Origin of the sequence: Frondihabitans sucicola (genome assembly GCF_030296615.1) — a bacterium.
Lineage (GTDB): Bacteria > Actinomycetota > Actinomycetes > Actinomycetales > Microbacteriaceae > Frondihabitans > Frondihabitans sucicola.
In genome coordinates this window covers 3,295,204-3,314,967 of record NZ_AP027732.1, presented here as the reverse complement: position 1 = coordinate 3,314,967, position 19,764 = coordinate 3,295,204, and the positions used below count along the sequence as shown (strand labels likewise).

The 19,764-nt window shown below is 70.3% G+C and carries 15 protein-coding genes and 4 pseudogenes; 15 read left to right on the top strand and 4 right to left on the bottom strand.

Translation table 11 applies throughout. The features are described from left to right. Window positions 1-47 precede the first annotated feature (47 nt). From QUE79_RS17040 to QUE79_RS17015, 6 genes and pseudogenes are all read left to right on the top strand, one after another. Entirely contained in the window at window positions 48-257 is a 210-nt protein-coding gene (locus tag QUE79_RS17040; RefSeq protein WP_286344097.1) for a hypothetical protein, read from the top strand. Next, window positions 254-1,120: an LLM class flavin-dependent oxidoreductase gene (locus QUE79_RS17035; RefSeq protein ID WP_286344096.1), complete on the top strand. Its 867-nt coding sequence runs from the start codon at window positions 254-256 to the stop codon at window positions 1,118-1,120. Before QUE79_RS17040 ends, QUE79_RS17035 begins: the two co-directional genes overlap by 4 nt. Continuing rightward, window positions 1,117-2,447, top strand: a pseudogene (locus QUE79_RS17030) (LLM class flavin-dependent oxidoreductase). The gene QUE79_RS17035 and the pseudogene QUE79_RS17030 overlap by 4 nt, the downstream one beginning before the upstream one ends. Then, window positions 2,440-4,368 (top strand): FAD/NAD(P)-binding protein, encoded by a 1,929-nt coding sequence (locus QUE79_RS17025; RefSeq protein ID WP_286344095.1) that lies wholly within the window; start codon window positions 2,440-2,442, stop codon window positions 4,366-4,368. Before QUE79_RS17030 ends, QUE79_RS17025 begins: the two are co-directional and overlap by 8 nt. Before the next feature lie 3 nt (window positions 4,369-4,371). Next, window positions 4,372-5,553: an acyl-CoA dehydrogenase family protein gene (locus QUE79_RS17020; RefSeq protein ID WP_286344094.1), complete on the top strand. Its 1,182-nt coding sequence runs from the start codon at window positions 4,372-4,374 to the stop codon at window positions 5,551-5,553. Between the two features lie 221 nt (window positions 5,554-5,774). Continuing rightward, window positions 5,775-6,395: an alpha/beta hydrolase gene (locus tag QUE79_RS17015; RefSeq protein WP_286344093.1), complete on the top strand. Its 621-nt coding sequence runs from the start codon at window positions 5,775-5,777 to the stop codon at window positions 6,393-6,395. A gap of 43 nt (window positions 6,396-6,438) precedes the next feature. Here QUE79_RS17015 and QUE79_RS17010 read toward each other — a convergent pair whose 3' ends face one another. The 4 genes and pseudogenes from QUE79_RS17010 to QUE79_RS17000 all read right to left on the bottom strand — a co-directional run bounded on the left by QUE79_RS17010 (window position 6,439) and on the right by QUE79_RS17000 (window position 9,594). Beyond that, window positions 6,439-7,578 (bottom strand): LLM class flavin-dependent oxidoreductase, encoded by a 1,140-nt coding sequence (locus QUE79_RS17010; RefSeq protein WP_286344092.1) that lies wholly within the window; start codon window positions 7,576-7,578, stop codon window positions 6,439-6,441. A 44-nt stretch (window positions 7,579-7,622) separates the two neighbouring features. Then, on the bottom strand, window positions 7,623-8,786 hold the full coding sequence (locus QUE79_RS17005; RefSeq protein WP_434011065.1) for a pyridoxal-phosphate dependent enzyme: 1,164 nt from the start codon (window positions 8,784-8,786) through the stop codon (window positions 7,623-7,625). Window positions 8,787-8,902: 116 nt separating this feature from the next. After that, window positions 8,903-9,013 (bottom strand): annotated as a pseudogene (locus QUE79_RS25780) (hypothetical protein); the annotation flags it as partial. Further along, on the bottom strand, window positions 9,010-9,594 hold the full coding sequence (locus tag QUE79_RS17000; protein ID WP_286344091.1) for a GNAT family N-acetyltransferase: 585 nt from the start codon (window positions 9,592-9,594) through the stop codon (window positions 9,010-9,012). The gene QUE79_RS17000 and the pseudogene QUE79_RS25780, both read right to left, overlap by 4 nt. Before the next feature lie 184 nt (window positions 9,595-9,778). Here QUE79_RS17000 and QUE79_RS16995 point away from each other — a divergent pair, with 184 nt between their 5' ends. The 9 genes and pseudogenes from QUE79_RS16995 to QUE79_RS16955 all read left to right on the top strand — a co-directional run bounded on the left by QUE79_RS16995 (window position 9,779) and on the right by QUE79_RS16955 (window position 19,760). Next, a complete protein-coding gene (locus QUE79_RS16995) occupies window positions 9,779-9,973 on the top strand; it encodes a hypothetical protein (protein ID WP_286344090.1) in 195 nt (64 codons plus the stop codon). Further along, window positions 9,970-10,986 carry an ABC transporter permease gene (locus QUE79_RS16990; RefSeq protein WP_286344089.1) on the top strand — a complete coding sequence of 339 codons (1,017 nt, stop codon included), beginning with the start codon at window positions 9,970-9,972 and terminating at the stop codon, window positions 10,984-10,986. The genes QUE79_RS16995 and QUE79_RS16990 overlap by 4 nt, the downstream gene beginning before the upstream one ends. Further along, window positions 10,983-11,936, top strand: coding sequence for an ABC transporter permease (locus tag QUE79_RS16985; protein WP_286344088.1), 954 nt, complete (start codon window positions 10,983-10,985; stop codon window positions 11,934-11,936). Before QUE79_RS16990 ends, QUE79_RS16985 begins: the two co-directional genes overlap by 4 nt. Beyond that, a pseudogene (locus QUE79_RS26220) lies at window positions 11,933-13,589 on the top strand (dipeptide ABC transporter ATP-binding protein). Before QUE79_RS16985 ends, QUE79_RS26220 begins: the two are co-directional and overlap by 4 nt. Window positions 13,590-13,634: 45 nt before the next feature. Beyond that, a complete protein-coding gene (locus tag QUE79_RS16975; RefSeq protein WP_286344087.1) occupies window positions 13,635-15,257 on the top strand; it encodes an ABC transporter substrate-binding protein in 1,623 nt (540 codons plus the stop codon). A 189-nt stretch (window positions 15,258-15,446) separates the two neighbouring features. Beyond that, a complete protein-coding gene (locus QUE79_RS16970; protein WP_286344086.1) occupies window positions 15,447-16,178 on the top strand; it encodes a GntR family transcriptional regulator in 732 nt (243 codons plus the stop codon). Beyond that, a pseudogene (locus tag QUE79_RS16965) lies at window positions 16,175-17,703 on the top strand (MmgE/PrpD family protein). Before QUE79_RS16970 ends, QUE79_RS16965 begins: the two are co-directional and overlap by 4 nt. Then, window positions 17,703-18,596 carry a methylisocitrate lyase gene (gene prpB / locus QUE79_RS16960; RefSeq protein WP_286344085.1) on the top strand — a complete coding sequence of 298 codons (894 nt, stop codon included), beginning with the start codon at window positions 17,703-17,705 and terminating at the stop codon, window positions 18,594-18,596. The pseudogene QUE79_RS16965 and the gene prpB overlap by 1 nt, the downstream one beginning before the upstream one ends. Before the next feature lie 39 nt (window positions 18,597-18,635). After that, window positions 18,636-19,760, top strand: coding sequence for a bifunctional 2-methylcitrate synthase/citrate synthase (locus tag QUE79_RS16955; RefSeq protein WP_286344084.1), 1,125 nt, complete (start codon window positions 18,636-18,638; stop codon window positions 19,758-19,760). Window positions 19,761-19,764: the final 4 nt, after the last annotated feature.

Here is a 19,764-nt window from a genome sequence, read left to right as displayed (position 1 = left end):
TGCTGACCGTCCAACACGCGCCGGCCGGACTGCCTAGGGTGCTGAAGATGAGCGCATCCGAATTCTCCGTCCTGATCGACGTCGACGGGGCAGGATCCCACCCCGCGGCCGGGTCCGTCACCGCGGCCACGGCGACGGAGCTGCTCTCCGCCCGCTCCGTGACGCGTTCCGTCCAGGCCGCCGAACGCGCGGGCTTCACGGCCGTCGTCTTCGACGACCACCCCTTCCGACGGCGGCACCGCGGACCGACGCCGTGATCCGCGCCTCGTTCAGCGCCCCACTCACCGGCGCGATCGGCCTCGTGCCGGTCGTCCACTCGCTCTACAACGAGCCGTTCCACGTCGCCACGCAGGTGGCGAGCCTCGACACCGCCTCGCTCGGGCGCGCCGGGTGGATCGTCGGGGCGGACCCGGACCCCGCGATCGCCGCCCGTCACGGCCGCACGCCGCTCGCAGCGGGCGACGTCGGAGACGAGATCGCCGACGTCGTCGAGGTGGTCCGCCGGCTCTGGGACTCCTGGGAGGACGACGCGGTGATCCGCGACGTGGCGACCGGACGCTACCTCGACCGCGACCGACTCCACTACGCGGACTTCGAAGGCAAGCGTTTCTCCGTGAAGGGACCCTCGATCCTGCCTCGTTCCCCGCAGGGGCAGTCGGTGGTGTTCGCCGCAGAGGGCACCGCGGCGGAGGTCGACGTCGTCCTCCTCGACGCGGACCTCGCCGAAGGTCGCGACGCAGCCGAGACGGCCCGCGCCCGCTACGGCGACGACGTGCGCCTCGTCCTCCAGCTCGACGTCGTCCTCGACCGCGCCGGCCGCACCGGCCAGCAGCGCCTCGACGAACTCGACGCCCACTCGCCGTGGCCCGGCAGCGGGCACGCCCGCTACGTCGGGACCGCCGCGGGCCTCGGCGAACTCCTCGTCGAACTGTCCCGAGTGGTCGACGGCGTCCGGATCCGGCCCGCCGTCCTCGACTCCGACCTCGACGAAATCGGTCGCGCCGTCCTGCCGGTCCTCCGCGCCCTCGGCGTGTTCCGCTCGCCGGTCGCCGGCGCCACTCTCCGCGAGACCCTCGGGCTCTCCCACCCCGCCAACCGATTCGCAAAGGTCACCCGATGAGCATCCAGTTCGGCATCTTCTTCCAGGGCGTCAACTTCTCCACCGTCTGGTCGGCACCCGACAGCGGCTCCCAGACCGAATTCGAGAGCTTCCGGCGCATGATCCAGACCGCCGAGCGCGGCCTCTTCACGGCGTTCTTCCTCGGTGAAGGCCTGCGCCTGCGCGAACACCTCGGCAAGCTGCACGCCCTCGACGTCGCCGGCCGGCCGGACGCCTTCACGCAGCTCGCGGCGCTCGCGGCCGTCACCAGCCGGATCGGTCTCGTGGCGACGCAGAACACGACCTACAACGATCCCGTCGACCTCGCCCACCGCCTGCAGAGCCTGGACGTCCTCTCCGGAGGCCGCGCCGCCTGGAACGTCGTGACGACCGACAACGCCTGGACGGGCGCGAACTTCCGTCGCGGCGGCTACCTCGACCACGCCGACCGATACACCCACGCCGCCGACGTCATCGCGATCGCCCGCAGGATCTGGGACTCCGTCGGACAGGACGCGCCGTTCCACTACGACACCGCGTACTACTCCGTCGACGCCGAGGGTCGCTCCCGCGAAGCCCCCAGCAGCACCCTGTCCTCTTCCAGGCGGGAGATTCGGCCGACGGCCGCGACTTCGCCGCGCACAACGCCGAGGTCATCTTCTCCGCGCACGGCACGTTCGAGGCGGCGAAGACCTTCGCCGCCGACATCCGGGCCAGGACGGTGGCAGCCGGACGCCCGGCCGACGACCTCAAGATCTTCCCCGGTCAGGAGTTCATCATCGCCGACCGCGCCTCCGAGGTCGACGACAAGGTCCGCTGGGTGCGGGAGAACCAGGTCACGCCCGCGACCGCCCTCGCCTTCGTCGAGCAGCTCTGGGGCACCGATCTGTCGAACTACGACCCTGACGGTCCGCTCCCCGAATTCGATCCGGTCCAGACGGAGACGGGCGAGACCCGGGGCGCCGGCTTCCGAGCGGCGAAGGCGATCGAGACCGCCGCGGCCTGGCGCGCGCTCAGTCGCGAGAAGGGCTACTCGATCCGGGAGCTGGTCATCGAGATCGGCACCAGGCGCGGCTTCGCGGGAACCGCCGACAGCATCGCCGACGAGCTGATCCCGTTCTCCGAGCAGCACGTGGTCGACGGCTTCAACATCAGCCCGTGGCTCGTCCCGACCGGCCTCGACGACATCGTGAACAAGCTCGTTCCCGCCCTGCAGGAGCGCGGCATCTACTGGACCGAGTATCCGGCGGACACGCTGCGCGAGAATCTCGGGCTGCGTGCGCCGCTGACCCGCCGCGGAGCCGGGACGACGGCCGAACGGCGACAGACCACCGCCGCCGGTGTCTGAGTCGCAGTCGGCTCGGTCGATCGTCCTGATCGGTGCGGGCCCGCGTGGCGTCGGCTGGCTGGAGCGATTCGCCCGCAACCACTCGGCGCTCGGAGCCCCCGACGTCACCGTGCACATCGTCGACCCCTTTCCTCCCGGCCCTGGCCGGATCTGGCGGAACGAGCAGTCGGCCCTCCTGAAGCTCAACTCGCTGGCCGAGGACGTCACCATGTTCACCGACGAGTCGAGCGTCATCGACGGACCGGTGTCTCCCGGTCCGTCCCTGGCCGACTGGGCGGCGGGTGTCCGCGACGGCACGATCACGGGGGTGGTGGCCACGGATCCCCTCCTGGCCGACGAGCTGAGGGGCCTCCACGCGAAGAGCTTCCCCACCCGGCGACTGCAGAGCCTGTACCTCGACTGGTTTCACCGCCGGACCCTCGAAGGGCTTCCGGAGAGCATCAGCGTGATCCATCACCGCGTGCGCGCCGTCGACGTCGAAGACCTCCGCGACGGCGGCCAGCGGGTCCTGCTGGACGGGGGTGGCGCCCTCACCGCCGACGCCGTCGTCTACGCCCTGGGGCATTCGGGCAGCGACGCCGCGCCCGAGCACGCGGCCCTCGACGCATTCGCCTCGCGGAACGGCCTGTTCTATCTTCCGCCGTCGTTCACCGCGGACGCCGATCTCGATGCCGTGGCCGCGGGCGAGACGGTCCTCGTGCGCGGCTTCGGCCTGGCGGCGGTCGACCTGATCGTCCTCCTCGGGGAGGGCAGGGGCGGCCGGTTCGTGCGGATCGGCGACCGCCTGCGCTACGTTGCCTCCGGGCGCGAGCCGCACCTCGTCGTCGGATCGCGGCGCGGCGTTCCCTACCACGCCAAGATCACGTCGAGCCTCGTCGGCGTCCGCCCGGAGCCGCGGTACTTCACAGCGGAGATCGCCGGCGGCATCGCCGCGTCGCACCCGCGCCTCGACTTCGTGCAGCACGTCTGGCCGGCCATCGCCAAAGAGATGCTGCACGGCTACTACGCCGAGCTGTTCACCGGTCACGCGGAACGCGTCCTGGCCGGCTGGGACGAGTTCGTCGAGCGATTCGACGCCGTCGACCCCTTCGGCGACGACTACCGCCGCCTCGTCTCGGAGACCGTCGTCGACCCGGGAGACAGGCTCGACCTCGCCCGGTTCGACCGTCCCCTGGCCGACGTCCGCGGTCGCACGTCCGCCGACCTCCAGGAGATCGTCCGGAGCTACATCCGCGACGACCTCGCGAGGCGGACGCTACCCGAGCACAGCGCGACGCTCGGCCTCTTCCTGTCGCTCCTGCAGGCGTTCGGAGCCTTCTTCGCCATCACCGACTCCCCGAACTGGACAGCGCTCTCTCGCGAGCGGGACCTGGGCGGTGGTTGGCTGCGCTACTTCAGCTACGTCGCGAGCGGCCCGCCCGGCCCCCGGCTCGAGGAGATCCTGGCGCTCTCCGAGGCCGGGATCCTCACTTTCTTCGGCGCGGGAATGGACGTCGTCCCGGACGAGGCGGAGCGCGTCTTCCGGGCGACGGGGACCAGCACCGACGAGGTGGTCACCGCCCGCGCGCTCATCGACGCCTGGCTGCCCGAGGAGCGTGCAACCGCGAGCGACAACCCGGTGCTCCGATCGCTCGTGGGCGGCGGGGGCGGCGTCGAGCAGGTCCACGCCGACGCCGAGCACACGACGCGCACCGGCAAGGTGACGGTCTTCCGCGCCGACGCCAGGATCACCCTGGCGGACGGAAGCCCCCACCCGCGACGCTTCGCGATCGGCCCCTTCACGACGGCTCCCTTCGTCGGTGCGTTCTCCCGGCCGCGCACGAACGCGTTGTCCTTCCGCGAGAACGACGCCGTGGCGCGCGCCGTGCTGGCGTCGCTCGTCACGGCCCAGGTGCCCGCTTCGGATTCGGCGGCGCGGTAGTCGATGCCCGTCCCCTTCGAGACCGGTCTTCCCGGTGACGCGCGCTACCACGAGCTCGCGGCCCTCTTCCGACCGATCTTCGCCCGGATCGGCGAGGACGCGCTTCGACGCGAGCGCGACGGCGTGCTCGGGCGGGAACAGCTCCGCTGGCTCACCGACGCCGGCTTCGCACGGCTGCGCACGCCGGTCGCGCTGGGCGGCTTCGGAGCCCGCCTCTCCGACCTCTTCCTGCTGCTCGCCGAGCTGGCGACCGTCGACGTGAATCTCGCGCACATCTGGCGGAATCACTTCTCGTTCGTCGAGGATCGCGTGCACGCGGGAGACGACCCCCGCTCGGCCGTCTGGCTCGAACGTCTGGGCCGAGGAGAGATCATCGGCGGCGGCTGGAGCGAGAGCGGGGCCCTCACGCAGAGCACGATCGAGACGACGATCACGCCCGTCGACGGCGGATGGTCGGTGGACGGCGTCAAGTACTACTCCACGGGGAGCGTCTACGCGACGTGGTTCACCGTGCTCGCCGTCGACCCCGAGGGCACCAAGGTGATCGCGCTCGTCCGGGCAGACCAGCCCGGGGTCGAGATCGGCGACGACTGGGACGGCTTCGGGCAGAAGCTGACCGGGAGCGGCAGCGTGACCTACCGGGCGGCGCGTGTCGCGCTCGACGACGCGATCCCCTACGAGAGCCGCTACACCTATCAGTCGCAGTACTACCAGAGCGTGCTCCACTCGCTCCTGGTCGGGATCGGGCGGGCGCTCCTGCGTGACGGCGTCGCGGCCCTGCGCGCGCGGCGTCGATCCCACGACAACGGGACGCGAGCGGAGGCGTCGGCCGATCCTCAGATCCTGGAAGTGATCGGACGGGTCTCGGCCCTGTCGTTCGCCGCCGAGAGCGCTCTCGCGCAGAGCGCGCTGCAGGTCGACCGCTACGTCGACTCGGGATCGGACGCCGACCGACAGGCCTCCTGGCTCGCCGTGGCGCAGGCTCAGTCGATCATCACGGATGCCGTTCTGGAGTCGGCGACCATCGTCTTCGATGCGCTGGGGGCGTCCGGGACGAGCGAGACGATCGCACTCGACCGGCACTGGCGCAACGCGAGGACGCTCAGCTCGCACAATCCGCGGATCTTCAAGCTGCGGCTGGCGGGCGACGCGCTCGTCAACGACGCGGATCCGACGGCCCACTGACCCCCGTCGACGTCGGCCGGACGCACGGCGTCACACGCGCTGTCACACGGCGCAATCGGATGTCACGAACACTCACGAACGCCCGTCCGCACCGTGCGGTCAATACCGTGGAGAGTGAGGAAAACGCACTCCGAGGGGACAGCAGCGATGACAGGATCACCGGCCGGAACAGGAGCCGCCGCGCAGCCTTGCTCCGGAGCCGAGAGCACGGGAGAGCGACCGTGAGCGGCCTGCAGGCCGGCGCCCTCCCCGACCTGGTCGTGGTGCCGGAGGGCACCGAGCGGGGCGTCGTGGTCGTGCTGGGTGGAATCCGCGAGCGGTCGGCCGACTACGTCTTCCTGCTCGACATCCTGCGAAGCGCCGGGTACCGGACCGTCGTCTTCGACGACGTCTCGTTCGACGCCGAGGCCGCTCGCGTCGGGGCGGAGCAGGTCCTCCGCGAGTACGGCGGGTCGGGCCTGCTCGCCGTCATCGGCTCGGACGTCGGTGCGGTCGTCGCCGCCGAGCTGGCCATCGATCGGCCGGGCGAAGTGGGAGCGTTGATCCTCGCCAACATCGCCACCTCCGACACCCGCCTGCCGCCGGGGCTGTTCCTGCCGGCTGCCAGACGTGTTCCGCTGCCCACCCTGGTCTTCCACGGCGATTCGGACGAGGTCACCGACGTCGCGGACATCGCGGCCTGGGCGACGGAACTGCCGTTCGGAGCGCTGCGGATCGTGCGCAACGGCGACCACACACTCCTGTCGAACGCGAGTCGGCGGACCGTCGCCGCGTCGATCCTGCTCTTCGTCGAGCGGCACGAGCACGGCGAGGCGATCCTCGCCGACACCTTCGGTCGCTGAAGCCGCGGGCCGCCTCGTCGCCGCGACCGCCCGTCACGACCGGTCAGACGGCTGCGGCCCGAGCCGTCGGGGCGGTGGCGTGACGCCGTTCGATCGGGACGACCGGATCGGGCCACGGCGGGCTGGGAATCGCGCGGCGCAGGGTCGGCGCGACATCGGACTGGAACAGCTCGAGGCTATGGACGAAGGCGCTCTGGTCGAGATCGCCGCGCTGGCCCGAGACGTTGATCAGTGTGTTGCCGAAGGCCTCGTTGTAGCGCAGCACCTTGTCGATCACCTGCTGCGGGCTGCCGATGAGGGCTGAGCCGCGCGCCAGATAGTCGTCGTAGTCGTCGTAGAGGGTGAAGCTGCCGGGGAGCTGCCCGTGGGCATCCTGCCGGAGCCGTTCCGCGAGACGCTCGTAGGTCGGCCGGTAGGCCTCGATGGCGTCCTGCGAGTTGCGCGCGACCACGAGAGCGATGTGACCGGCGCCGACGAGCGCCTGCTCGGGATCGCGTCCGTGTTCGGCCCACTTCGCGCGGTAGTGATCGGTGAGGGCCGAGTATTTGCCCACGGGGTTGAATCCATTGGCGGAGAACACGGGGTCGCCGGCCTCGGCCGCCAGCTCGACGGATCGCTCGGAGGAGGCCGAACCGTGCCAGATCCGGATCGTGTCCTGGAGCGGGCGTGGGAACACCTGGGCCTCGTGCAGCGGCGTGTGACGGATGCTGGGCACGCCGGCGGGCGGCTCCCAGGTCACCTTCTCATCGCTCCAGAGCCGTCGCAGCAGCAGATAGTTCTCGCGGATCGTGTCCCATGCCTCGAGCCGCCCGATGCCGAACAGCTCCGCCTGCTCGGGCCCGTTGCCCTTTCCGATGATCAGTTCGAGTCGGCCGCCGGAGAGGTGGTCGAGCGTCGCATAGTCCTCCGCGACCCTCACCGGGTCGAGGACCGACAGGAGGGTGACGCCGGTGAACAGCCGGATCCGCGAGGTGACGGCCGCGATGTGGCTCAGGACGACCGGCGGGGCGCTCGACAGGAACGGCGCGTGATGCCGCTCGCCGACCGCGAAGCCGTCGAAGCCGAGCTCCTCGAACAGCACCGCGTTGTCGATCACCTCCGTGAGGCGATCGGTGGTGCTCGTCGTTCGCCCGCTCCCGTCCGGGGCGTTGGCGATGAGATCGAGTCCGACGAATTTGACCATGCTGTCTCCTCAGTTCGCGGTGGGTCGGGTCGGCGCGTGCGGCGTCACGGAGTGTCACGTGGGCTGAGGACACCGCCGACGCGGCCGTCCTCGAGGACGAGGGCCGCCGCCCACCTCGGATCCTCCGCGTCGAGCCGGGCGATCGCTTCGGACGCCGGGAGCCCGATCGGGATCCTCGGGGGCGCGGGCCAGGCGATCCGGCCCACGCTCGAGTCGCCGCCCTCGGCCGCCTCCACCTCGGCGAGTCGTCGAACCGTCGTCCATCCGGAGACCTCTCCCGGGTGGAGCGGCTGAGCACGACTCCGCTCGTAGACGACGAGCACCGGCGAGTCGGGCTCGACCTCTTTGGAGCGGAGTTCGTTCCGCGCGTCGTGGACCGTGCTCGTGCGGTCGATCGTGATCGGGTCGAAGTCGCCCTCGCTCGTCACGACGTCGCGGACGGTCCGGACGTCGGAATCGTCGGAGAACCCGGTCTCGCGGAGCCAGCCGTCGTCGAAATAGGTCGAGAGATAGGCGCGGCCGGAGTCGGGCAGGATGACGACGACCGTGTCGTCCGCGGTGAGCTCTTCGGCGAGGCGGAAGGCTGCGGCCAGGGCGACCCCGGACGACCCGCCGGCGAGGATGCCCTCGGTGCGGGCCAGCTCGCGGATGGTCTCGATGGCGGTGCGGTCGTCGACGGCGAGGTAGCGGTCGATCACGCTCGTGTCGAGACTCTCCGGCCACGGGTCGACATCGGCGTCGGGGTGGACGAAGTGCCCGGCGCCCTCGATGTACTTGGCGCTGCCGTCTCCTCCCGAGTACGTCGAGGTGATCGGATCGGCACCGACCACCTGCACCCGGCCGCCGCTGACCTTCTTGAGATGACCGCCGGTACCCGAGATCGTGCCGCCCGTTCCCACGGTCGCCACGAGGTGGGTGATCCTGCCCTCGGTCTCGTCCCAGAGCTCCGGTCCTGTCGTCAGCCAGTGCGCCTCCGGGTTGGCGGGGTTGTCGTATTGGCCGGCGAGCCACGCGCCGGGGGTCGCGTCGACGAATCGCTCGGCCACGGCCCGCATGCTGTCGGGGTGTGACTTGGGCACGAAGGTGTCGACCAGCCGCAGTTCGGCACCGTAGGCGGTGAGCAGCGAGCGCTTCTCGCGTGACGTCGCCGAGCTGGTAAAGACGACGCTGCGGTATCCCAGGTGTGCCGCGTAGGCGGCGAGGCCGATACCGGTGTTGCCCGATGTCGTCTCGACGATCGTGCCCCCGGGAGCAGGCTCCCGTCGGCCTCGGCGGCGCGGATCATCGAGAGCGCCGCGCGGTCTTTCACGCTGCCGGCGGGATTGCCCGCCTCGACCTTGACGTAGATGGCGGGGGCGTAGGTCTGCGCAGCGTGGGTCAGTCGGATGAGGGGCGTGTTTCCGACGGCGTCCGCCAGGGACTCGTAGCGGGTCATTTCACGCCTCTTTCGTCGTCGGATCCGGTCAGCGCGTAGCGGAACACGGCGAGCAGGCCGCCGCTGGAGGACGGCTGCGTCTCGCGCTCGGTGACTCGGTCGAAGCCGAGCGAGGCGTAGAGCGCCTGCGAGGCGGTGTTTGCCGGGCCGGTGTCGAGCACCAGCGCGGGCGCGCCCCAGGCGCGAGCGCGCCGGATGGCTTCCAGCATCAGGGCGCGTGCGACGCCGCGTCGCCGCGCCTCGGGCACGACCGCGAGGAGCCGCAGCTCCGCCTCACCGTTCTGCGACTGTCGGGTGAGGTCGGTGTCGGCGCGGAGCAGGCTGGCCGTGCCGATGATCGTGCCCTCGGTCTCGTCGACCGCGACGAGCAGATCGCCACTCGCTGCGCGCCCTTCGGCATCGCGGAGGAGGCGGAGACGCGCCTCGGTCGGCTCGGCTCGTCCGGGGCTCCCGTGAGTGAAGCCCCGGTAGGTGACGTCTCCGACGGTCGCCCACTCGGTGGCCTCTGCGACTCGGACGACGAGACCCGGCGCTGACGAGACGACCGCGTCGTGGACCTGGTCGGTGTCGAATCCGGTCACGGGTCTCCCTTCGTTTCGGGAGGACTCTAGCGACAACCCGTCGGGGCGGCTCCCACATGACGAGTTCTTTCAGGACGTGACAGCCGTGTGACGCCGCATTCGCAGGAGGCCCGCCGGACGTCCTACCGTGACGGGATCCGCCGGGGTGGACAGCGACCACTCCCGCGAGGACGAAGGGAACCGGATGAGCGAGCAGGATCTGCGAGGCGTCAGGAGCATCGCGCTCCTCACGCCGGGCGACTTCGACGACGACGCGCCGACGGCCGGGCTCGAGGACACCCTCGACCTGTTCGAGCTCGGAGAGCGCCTCGGCTTCGATGGCGCCTGGATCCGGCAGCGGCACCTGGAGCACGGCGTGGGATCGGCGCTGATCTCGTGACGCGCTACCTGGGCTTCCGCCTCCTTCAGGCGGTCGGTGTCCTCTGGGCGGCCTGGACCGTCTCCTTCCTCATCCTGTACGTCCTCCCCGGCGACCCGGTCAAGATCCTGATCGGTCCGGACGCCTCCGACGTGAGTCCCGCCCAACTGGCGAAGCTGCGGCACCAACTCGGCCTCGACCAGCCGCTCATCGTGCAGTACGTCCACCAGCTCGGGCACCTGCTCCAGGGGAACTTCGGCGTGTCGATCGGCACCGGCCGCCCGGTCATCGACGTGGTCGGCGAAGCCGTCGGACCCACCGTCCAGATCGCTGCGGCCGGGCTCGTCCTGGCGGTCGTGTTCGGCGGCGGTGTCGCTCTCCTGGCGACCGTGACACGCTTCCGCTGGCTCGGCCAGTTACTCCTCGGGCTTCCACCCCTGGGCGTCTCGATTCCCGGCTTCTGGTTCGCGCTGCTGCTCATCCAGTGGTTCTCCTTCGGCCTCCCGATCTTCCCCGCCATCGGCGATCAGGGAGCCTCGTCCCTCGTGCTGCCGGCGATCACGCTCGCCCTGCCGACCGGGGCGACGATCGCGCAGCTGCTCTCGAAGAGCCTGGTGTCGACCCTGCGCGAGCCGTACATCGACACCGCCTGGGCGAAGGGCGCCTCCGGCGGGAGGATCCACCTGCGGCACGCCCTCCGCAACGCGGCGCTGCCGGCCCTCACGGTGACGGGTCTGATCGTCGGCCAGCTGCTCTCCGGGACGGTCGTCACGGAGACGATCTTCTCCCGGCCGGGGCTCGGCCGCGTGACGGCGACCGCCGTCCAGCAGCAGGACATCCCGGTCGTGCAGGGCGTGGTCCTCTTCGCGGCGGCCGTCTTCGTCGTCGTCAACCTGATCGTCGACGTCATCTATCCGCTGCTGGACCCGCGAATCGTCATCGTGGGCAGTCGGCGCCGTCTCCGCCGCCGACTCGAGACCGGCATCGAGCCCGAGGCCGCCCCAGAGACCGTCCCCGAAGGAGCCCTCCGATGAGCGAGACCACCCGACTCGCACCGCCGTCCGCCGGGCCGGAGGGCGACGTCTTCGGCGCGACTGCGGCGGATCGCTTCGACGACGCCGTCGCGTCCCGGCGCGGCGAGGTCCGAGGCCGCTCGCGGCCGGCCAGGATCATCGCGTTCCTGGTCCACCGTCCGTTCCTCCTCCTCGCGGCGCTGTGGATCCTGGTGGTCCTGGTGGCGGCCGTCGCGCCAGGGCTCTTCCACACGCAGGATCCTCTCGGGGGCGACCCGATCGACAAGCTCCAGGGTCCGAGCGCAGCCCACTGGTTCGGCACCGACCAGCTCGGCCGAGACCTCTTCGCCCGTGTGCTGCACGGAACGGCGCTCACCCTCGGCGCCGCACTCCTCGCCGTGGTCATCGGCCTGGTCGTCGGCTCGATCCTGGGACTCCTCGCGGGATTCGTCGGATCGTGGGTGGACACCGTGGTGATGCGGATCGCGGACGTCCTGCTCGCGATCCCGAGCCTCCTGCTCTCGCTCGCGCTGATCACGGTGCTCGGCTTCGGAACCGTGCACGTCGCGATCGCGGTCGGCCTGGCGAGCATCGCCACGGTGTCGCGCATCATGCGCTCCGAGGTGGTCAGGGTCCGCAGCTCGGTCTACGTGGAAGCCGCCGCGGCCTCGGGCAACCGATGGTGGCGGGTCCTGCTCGTGCACGTGCTTCCCAACAGCGGCGGCCCCGTGCTGGTGCTCGCCGCCCTCGAGTTCGGCACGGCGATCCTCGCCGTCTCCAGCCTCAGCTTCCTGGGATACGGCGCACAGCCCCCGACGCCGGAGTGGGGCTCGCTCGTGTCGACGGGCCGGGACTTCCTCCGCAACGCGTGGTGGCTGACGACGGCTCCGGGCGTCGTGATCGCGCTGACCGTGCTGTCCGCCAACCGGGTCTCCCGAGCCCTCGACACCGAAGGAAGGCGGTCGCGATGACCGACAGCACGCCACTCGACGACCGAGCGCGCGAGATCCTGCTCGAAATCGATTCGCTCGCGGTCGACTACCGGTCGGGGCGCTCCGAGGTCAAAGCGGTTCGCGACGTCTCGCTGCGCATTCGGCGCGGGGAGAAGGTCGCGGTCGTCGGCGAGAGCGGGTCGGGCAAGTCGACGACCGCGCACGCCGTCATTCAGCTTCTCGCGGCCAGCGCGACCGTCACGTCCGGCTCCATCAGGTTCGACGGAATCGATCTCGTGCGAGCCGGCGCAAAGGATCTCCGGGGCATCCGCGGCCGACGGATCGGACTGGTGCCGCAGGATCCCACCGTCTCGCTGAACCCCGTGACGCGGGTCGGTGCGCAGGTGGCCGAGGTGCTGCTCGTCCACAAGCTCGCCTCGAAGGTCGATGCCGCCCGCTTGGCGATCGAGGCCCTCCGGCAGGCCGGACTCCCGCAGCCCGAGGTGCGCGCGCAACAGTATCCGCACGAACTCTCCGGCGGCATGCGCCAGCGCGTGCTGATCGCCCTGGCGCTCATCGCGAGGCCGGACCTCCTGATCGCGGACGAGCCGACGAGTGCGCTCGACGTCACCGTGCAGCGGCAGATCCTCGACCACCTCGACGCCCTCGTGGCCGACACCGGGACGAGCGTCCTCTTCATCACGCACGACCTCGGCGTGGCCGCCGATCGCGCCGACCGCATCGTGGTGCTGTCCGAGGGCCGCGTCGTCGAGGAAGGCACCCCGGCCGAGGTGCTGCTGGCCCCCGGCACCCGTACACGCGAGCGCTCATCGCAGCAGCCCCCAGCCTGCACGCGCTCGAGGCGACGGCGCGCCAGGAGCCGCCTGAGGAGGCCCTCCCGGCCGTCGACGACGTGTTGGTCGCCGATTCGCTCAGTAAGTCGTTCGCCGCGCCGCGGGGAGCGGTCACGGCTCGTCCCTCGCCGTCGACGGCGTGTCGTTCGGGATCCCGCGCGGACGCACCCTCGCGCTCGTCGGCGAGTCCGGGTCGGGGAAGTCCACGACGGCCCGCCTCGCCCTGCGCCTGACGGACGCCGACTCCGGCACGGTCAGCTTCGACGGCGAGGAGATCACCGGGGTCAGAGGGGCGGCACTGCGCGCCTACCGGAAGCGCGCGCAACTGGTCCACCAGAACCCGTACGCGGCGCTCAACCCGCGCCTCGGCATCGGCTCGATCATCGCCGATCCGCTGGCCGCCTTCGGGGAGGGGTCGCGATCCGAGCGCCGACGTCGCGCCGCCGAACTCGTCGACCTCGTCAAGCTGCCGGCCTCCGTCCTCGCCAGGCGGCCCGCCGAACTGTCCGGCGGGCAGCGGCAACGGGTGGCGATCGCCAGGGCACTCGCCCTCCGGCCCGAACTGATCGTCCTCGACGAGCCGGTCTCGGCGCTGGACGTCTCCGTCCAGGCGCAGATCCTCGACCTCCTCGGCGAGCTGCAGGCCGGTCTCGGTGTGAGCTACCTCTTCATCTCGCACGATCTCGCCGTCGTCCGGCAGATCGCGCACCGGGTCGGAGTCATGCACCAGGGGCGGCTGGTCGAACTGGCCGCGGCCGCCGACGTCTTCGACCGGCCTCGCGACGAGTACACGAGGCTCCTCCTCGACGCCATCCCCGGGCGAGCCGTTCGCACCTGATCCCACGATTTCGTCCAGCACAGCACCCCTTCCCCCAGGAGAACCATGAGAATCAGAACCCGGGCCGCCATCGGCCTCGCCGCAGCAGCCACCGTCGCCCTAGCCCTGACCGGCTGCTCCTCGGGCGGCTCGTCGGACACCGCCGGCTCCTCGGGCTCGGTGACGAACGGCGGGAACCTCACCTTCGCCATCGCGAACGACCCGATCTCGCTCAACCCGTCCGGGACGGGATCCGGAAACGACACGCTCTACGTGACGCGCCAGCTCGTCGACTCGCTGCTCTACCAGGACCCCAAGACCGGTGACCTGAAGCCGTGGCTCGCGAGCTCGTACACCGTCAACTCGGATGCGACGAAGTTCACGTTCACGCTGCGCTCGGGCGTGACCTTCTCGGACGGCACGAAATTCGACGCCTCGGCCGTCAAGGCCACTTTCGACGACATCGTCGCCGCCGGGGCGAAGAGCACGGCCGTGAGCTCCCTGGTCGGCTACACCGGGTCGACAGTCGTCGACCCGTCGACCGTCGAGGTCGATTTCTCGAAGCCCAACGCCGCGTTCCCGCAGGCCACCTCGTCCGTGGGCCTCGGCATCGTGTCCGTCGGCACCACCAAGATCCCCTACGACGACCGCTCCACCGGCAAGGGCGTCGTCGGCACCGGACCGTTCACGCTGAAGAGCTACTCGCCGAACGTCAAGACCGTCCTGACGAAGCGGAAGGACTACGACTGGGGCCCCGCCGACCGTTCGAACACCGGAGCGGCCCATCTGGCGTCGGTCACCTTCCAGGTCGTCCCCGAGGCGAGCGTGCGATCCGGGAGCCTGTCGTCCGGGCAGGTCGATGTGATCGGCTCCGTCCAGCCGACCGACGTCGACACCCTCAAGGGAGGCGGCTACCCGCTGGTCACGCGCACGAACCCCGGTCTGGCGTTCGGCTTCTCCTTCAACGAGGCGCGTCCCATCGTGAAGGACGAGAAGGTGCGCGAGGCGATCGCCCACGCACTCGACTCGAAGACGATCCGCGACACCTCGCTCAACTCCCTGTTCCCGGTCGGCACCAGCGCGCTGGCCTCGACGACGCCCGGGTACAAGAACGAGAGCAGCTTCTTCGAGTACGACCTCGCGTCGGCGAAGAAGCTCCTCACGGACGACGGCTGGAAGGTCGGCGCGGACGGCATCCGCGTCAAGGACGGCACGAAGCTCTCGCTCAAGGTGGCCTGGATCACCAACTTCAGCCCCAACCAGACGACCCTGGAGCTCGCTCAGCAGGAGCTGAAGAAGGCCGGGATCGCGATCACGCTGCAGAGCAGCACGGTCCCCGACTTCCTCAAGACGCTGACCTCGGGCAACTACGACCTCCAGTTCGGCAACAACTCGCGCGCCGACGGCGACATCCTGCGCACGTCGTTCTCGACGGCGGCCACCAACTATTCCCACCTCGACGACCCGACCCTGGAAGCGCTCCTGCAGAAACAGCAGGCGACTCCGGACGTGAAGGAGCGTGAGGCGGTGATCGGTGACATCCAGACGCGCCTCGCCAGCCAGTACCACGAGATTCCGGTCCACGAGCTGACGACGATCCTGGCGACCGCGAAGGGCGTCACGGGAGTCACCCTCGGCGCCGACAGCCGCCTCGACCAGCTCACCGGCGCCTCGACGACGGCGAAGTGACCGTGATGATCGGCGGCCCCGTGGCCCGCACCGCGAGCCACTCGGAGCGCTGAACGCGGGCATCAGCCTCGACTGCCGGCCGTTCTGCCGCTAGTGTATGCACAGGTTTCGTCCTGACCGCTTTCTGCTCCGTCGTGACGGGCCTGTGCATACAGATGCGGCACAATCAGGGCCCGAGGAGGTGTCGACGTGCGAGCCAGCGAACGCGCCTACGAGGTGCTGCGCAGCGAGATCCTCGACTGGTCGCTCGAGCCCGGCACGCCGCTCGCCGAGGTCGAGCTCTCGCTCCGACTGGGAATCTCCCGCACTCCCGTCCGGGAAGCCCTCGCCCGGTTGATCACCGACGGGCTCGCGGAGCCGGTCGGCGGCCGCGGGCTCGTCGTCAGCCCCTTCTCCGGCTCCGACGTCGTCGACGTCTTCGAAGTCCGCAGCGCGCTGGAGCGCCAGGCCGCTCAGCTCGCCGCCCGCCGTCGTGACGTCGCCGTCTTCCTCGAGATCCGCGAGGCCCTCCGACGCGCACCGCAGCTGCTCGCGCTCGGCGCGCCCGGCATGGCCGAGTACGACGAGACCGTCGCGCGTTTCGATGCCGCCATCGACCTCTCCGTCGAGAACGCCTACCTCGTGGCCGCACTCGAGAGCGCGCGGACACACGCGGCCCGCATTCGCCGCCTGTCCCACGACGATCCGCAGCGCCTGCTCGACGCCGCTCACGAACACCTTCTCATCGTCGATGCGATCATCGACGGCGATGCGCAGCTCGCCGCCGACGCCACCAGCGTGCACCTCACTCGGAGCCTTCACTGGGTCCAGGCGTCCCTTCGCTCCGACCACCCCGAGGCAGCCGCCGCAGGGTCCGCCTCCCCTCCTGAGCTCGCCCGCGCCGCCGCGGGCACTCGCCCCACGAAGAACGGTGCCGCATGAAGCTCCACGAAGTCCGCGTCCACTCGAGCGGCGACGTCCTGCCGCGCCAGGAGCAGCTCGCCTGGAGGCTCGCCGAGGTCGCAGCCGACCCGGTCGAAGTCACCTCCGACGTGACCGAGATGGTGATCAATCGCGTCATCGACAACGCCGCCGTCGCGGCCGCCTCGCTCACGCGCGACAGCGCGGTCGCGGCCCGAGGCCAGGCCGAAGCCCACGCCTTCCACGCGCGACCCGAGTCCTCGGCCATCCGACACGGTTCGACCGTCTTCGGGATCGAGAGCCGCTTCTCACCGGAGTGGGCGGCCTGGGCCAACGGTGTGGCCGTCCGCGAGCTCGACTTCCACGACACGTTCCTGGCTGCGGAGTACTCCCACCCGGGCGACAACATCCCGCCGATCCTCGCGGTGGCGCAGCACGTCGGCAGCACCGGCGACGCCCTCGTCCGCGGGATCGCGACCGGGTACGAGGTCCAGATCGACCTCGTGAAGGCCATCAGCCTCCACGCCCACAAGATCGACCACGTGGCCCACCTCGGGCCGAGTGCCGCCGCCGGGATCGGCGCCCTGCTCGGGCTTCCTACGTCGACCGTCTTCCAGGCGATCGGCCAGGCCCTGCACACGACCACGGCGACGCGGCAGTCGCGCAAGGGCGAGATCTCGAGCTGGAAGGCGTACGCCCCGGCGCTCGCCGGCAAGGTGGCGGTCGAGGCCGTCGACCGGGCGATGCGCGGGCAGACCAGCCCGACTCCCATCTACGAGGGGAGGACGGCGTCATCGCCTGGCTGCTCGACGGGCCCGCTGCCGGCTACGAGGTGTCGCTCCCCGAAGCGGGGGAGGCGAAGCGCGCGATCCTCGACAGCTACACGAAGGAGCACTCGGCCGAGTACCAGGCGCAGGCGTGGATCGATCTGGCCCGACGGCTCGGCCGGGCCAGGCCCGACCTGCGCGACCCGGCCAACGTCCGGCGGATCGTCATCCACACCTCCCATCACACGCACGTCGTGATCGGCTCGGGCGCGAACGACCCTCAGAAGTACGACCCCGAGGCGAGCCGCGAGACCCTCGATCACTCGATCCCGTACATCTTCACGATCGCGCTGCAGGACGGCTCCTGGGATCACGTGGCGTCGTACGCACCGGAGCGGGCCGCTCGCCCGGACACGGTCGAGCTGTGGCAGAAGACCACGACCACCGAAGATCCCGAGTGGACCAGGCGCTACCACTCCCTCGATCCGAGCGAGAAGGCGTTCGGAGGTCGGGTCGAGTTCGAGCTGCCCGACGGCAGCACCGTGGTCGACGAGATCGCGGTGGCCGACGCGCACCCGCTCGGAGCCCGCCCCTTCGCCCGGGAGCAGTACATCGAGAAGTTCCGTTCGCTGGCCGCTCCCGTCCTCGAACCGGCCGAGATCGAACGATTCCTCACCCTCGCCCAGCGGCTTCCAGACCTTGGTCCCGACGACCTCGCCGGGCTGACGATCACCGCTCGCGCCGGGAGACTTCCCGTCGCACCGGAGGGGCTCTTCTGATGCTGTACTCGACGACTTCGCCGGCCGACAAACGAGCCGCCTTCCGAAAAGACATCGCCAGCGGGCGCCTCCTGCACTTCCCCGGCGCCTTCAACCCGCTCTCCGCCAAGCTCATCGACGACAAGGGCTTCGACGGGGTCTACATCTCGGGCGCGGTCATCGCGGCCGACCTCGGGCTGCCCGACATCGGCCTCACGACGCTCACCGAAGTCGCCTCGCGAGCGCAGCAGATCAGTCGCATGACCGACCTCCCGAGTCTCGTGGACGCCGACACCGGGTTCGGGGAGCCGATGAACGTCGCGCGGACCGTCCAGACGCTCGAAGACGCCGGGGTCGCCGGGCTGCACATCGAAGACCAGGTGAACCCCAAGCGCTGCGGGCACCTCGACGGGAAGGCCGTCGTCGACACCGACACGGCCCTGAAGCGGATCCGCGCCGCCACCGACGCGCGGCGCGACCCGAATCTGCTGATCATGGCCCGGACGGACGTCCGCGCCATCGACGGTCTCGACGCTGCCGTCGACCGGGCGAAGCGGCTGGTCGACGCCGGCGCAGATGCGATCTTCCCCGAGGCGATGGCCACCCTGGAGGAGTTCGAGGCGGTGCGCGCCGCCGTCGACGTCCCCGTCCTGGCGAACATGACCGAGTTCGGCAAGAGCGAGTTGTTCACAGCAACGCAGCTCGAGAGCGTCGGCATCAACATCGTGATCCACCCCGTCAGCCTCCTGCGCCTCGCCATGGGCGCGGCCGAGCGCGGCCTCGACACCCTGCGGGAGGAGGGCTCGCTGCAAAGCGAGGTCGCCGGCATGCAGACCCGAGCGCGCCTGTACGAACTTCTCGACTACGAGGCGTACAACGCCTTCGACACAACTCTCTACAACTTCACCCTCTGACCCTCTGACCAGCTGGTCCCCTGCACGAAGGAGTGCCCCATGTCCGACACCGAGATCCACAAGGGCCTCGCCGGCGTCGTCGTCGACTACACCGCCGTCTCCAAGGTCAACCCCGAGACCAACTCGCTGCTCTACCGCGGATACCCGGTGCAGGAGCTCGCCGCGAATTGCACGTTCGAAGAGGTCGCTTACCTGCTGTGGCACGGCGATCTCCCGGATGCTGCCCAGCTCGCCGCCTTCCACGAGCTCGAGCGGTCGCAGCGCGGCCTGGACGCCAACGTCCGCCGTGCGATCGACGACCTGCCGTTGGCGGCGCACCCGATGGACGTCCTGCGGACAGCGGTGAGCATCATCGGGGCCAACGATCCCGACGCGTCCGTCGCGACACCCGAGTCGAACCTCTCCAAGTCGATCCGGCTGCTGGCGAAGATTCCGGCGATCGTCGCGTACGACCAGCGCCGCCGCCGCGGCCAGGACCTCGTCGCGCCGAGGGACGACCTCGGCTACTCGGCGAACTTCCTGAACATGACCTTCGGCGAGGTCCCGTCCGACGTGGTCGTCAAGGCGTTCGACGTGTCGATGATCCTGTACGCCGAGCACTCCTTCAACGCCTCGACCTTCACCGCGCGGGTCGTCACGAGCACCCTGAGCGACCTCTACTCGGCCGTGGTCGCGGGGATCGGAGCCCTGAAGGGCCCGCTCCACGGCGGCGCGAACGAGGCGGTCATGCACGTCTTCGACGAGATCGGAACGGCCGATGCCGCCGACGCCTGGCTCGACGAGGCGCTGACCGAGAAGCGCAAGATCATGGGCTTCGGCCACCGCGTCTACAAGAACGGCGACTCGCGCGTTCCCACCATGAAGGCGGCGCTCGACACACTCGTCGAGGAGTTCGACGCGCAGGATCTCCTCGCCCTCTACGACGCGCTCGAGACCGCCATGGAGGCGCGCAAGCCGATCAAACCCAACCTCGACTACCCGTCGGGTCCCGCCTACCGCCTGATCGGCTACGACACGGAGATGTTCACACCGCTCTTCGTCGCGAGCCGGGTGACCGGCTGGACCGCGCACATCATGGAGCAGCTCGCCTCGAACTCGCTGATCCGACCGCTGAGCGAGTACGACGGTCCCGCCGAACGGCACCTTCCCGTTCGATCGCTCTGACGAG

Bases quoted from the DNA above. Each gene is read 5' to 3' on its own strand.
- QUE79_RS16985 (WP_286344088.1), top strand. From the start codon at position 10,983: ATGAGCGAGACCACCCGACTCGCACCGCCGTCCGCCGGGCCGGAGGGC.
- QUE79_RS17040 (WP_286344097.1), top strand. From the start codon at position 48: ATGAGCGCATCCGAATTCTCCGTCCTGATCGACGTCGACGGGGCAGGA.
- QUE79_RS17010 (WP_286344092.1), bottom strand. From the start codon at position 7,578: ATGGTCAAATTCGTCGGACTCGATCTCATCGCCAACGCCCCGGACGGG.
- prpB (WP_286344085.1), top strand. From the start codon at position 17,703: ATGCTGTACTCGACGACTTCGCCGGCCGACAAACGAGCCGCCTTCCGA.
- QUE79_RS17020 (WP_286344094.1), top strand. From the start codon at position 4,372: ATGCCCGTCCCCTTCGAGACCGGTCTTCCCGGTGACGCGCGCTACCAC.
- QUE79_RS16955 (WP_286344084.1), top strand. From the start codon at position 18,636: ATGTCCGACACCGAGATCCACAAGGGCCTCGCCGGCGTCGTCGTCGAC.
- QUE79_RS16975 (WP_286344087.1), top strand. From the start codon at position 13,635: ATGAGAATCAGAACCCGGGCCGCCATCGGCCTCGCCGCAGCAGCCACC.
- QUE79_RS16995 (WP_286344090.1), top strand. From the start codon at position 9,779: ATGAGCGAGCAGGATCTGCGAGGCGTCAGGAGCATCGCGCTCCTCACG.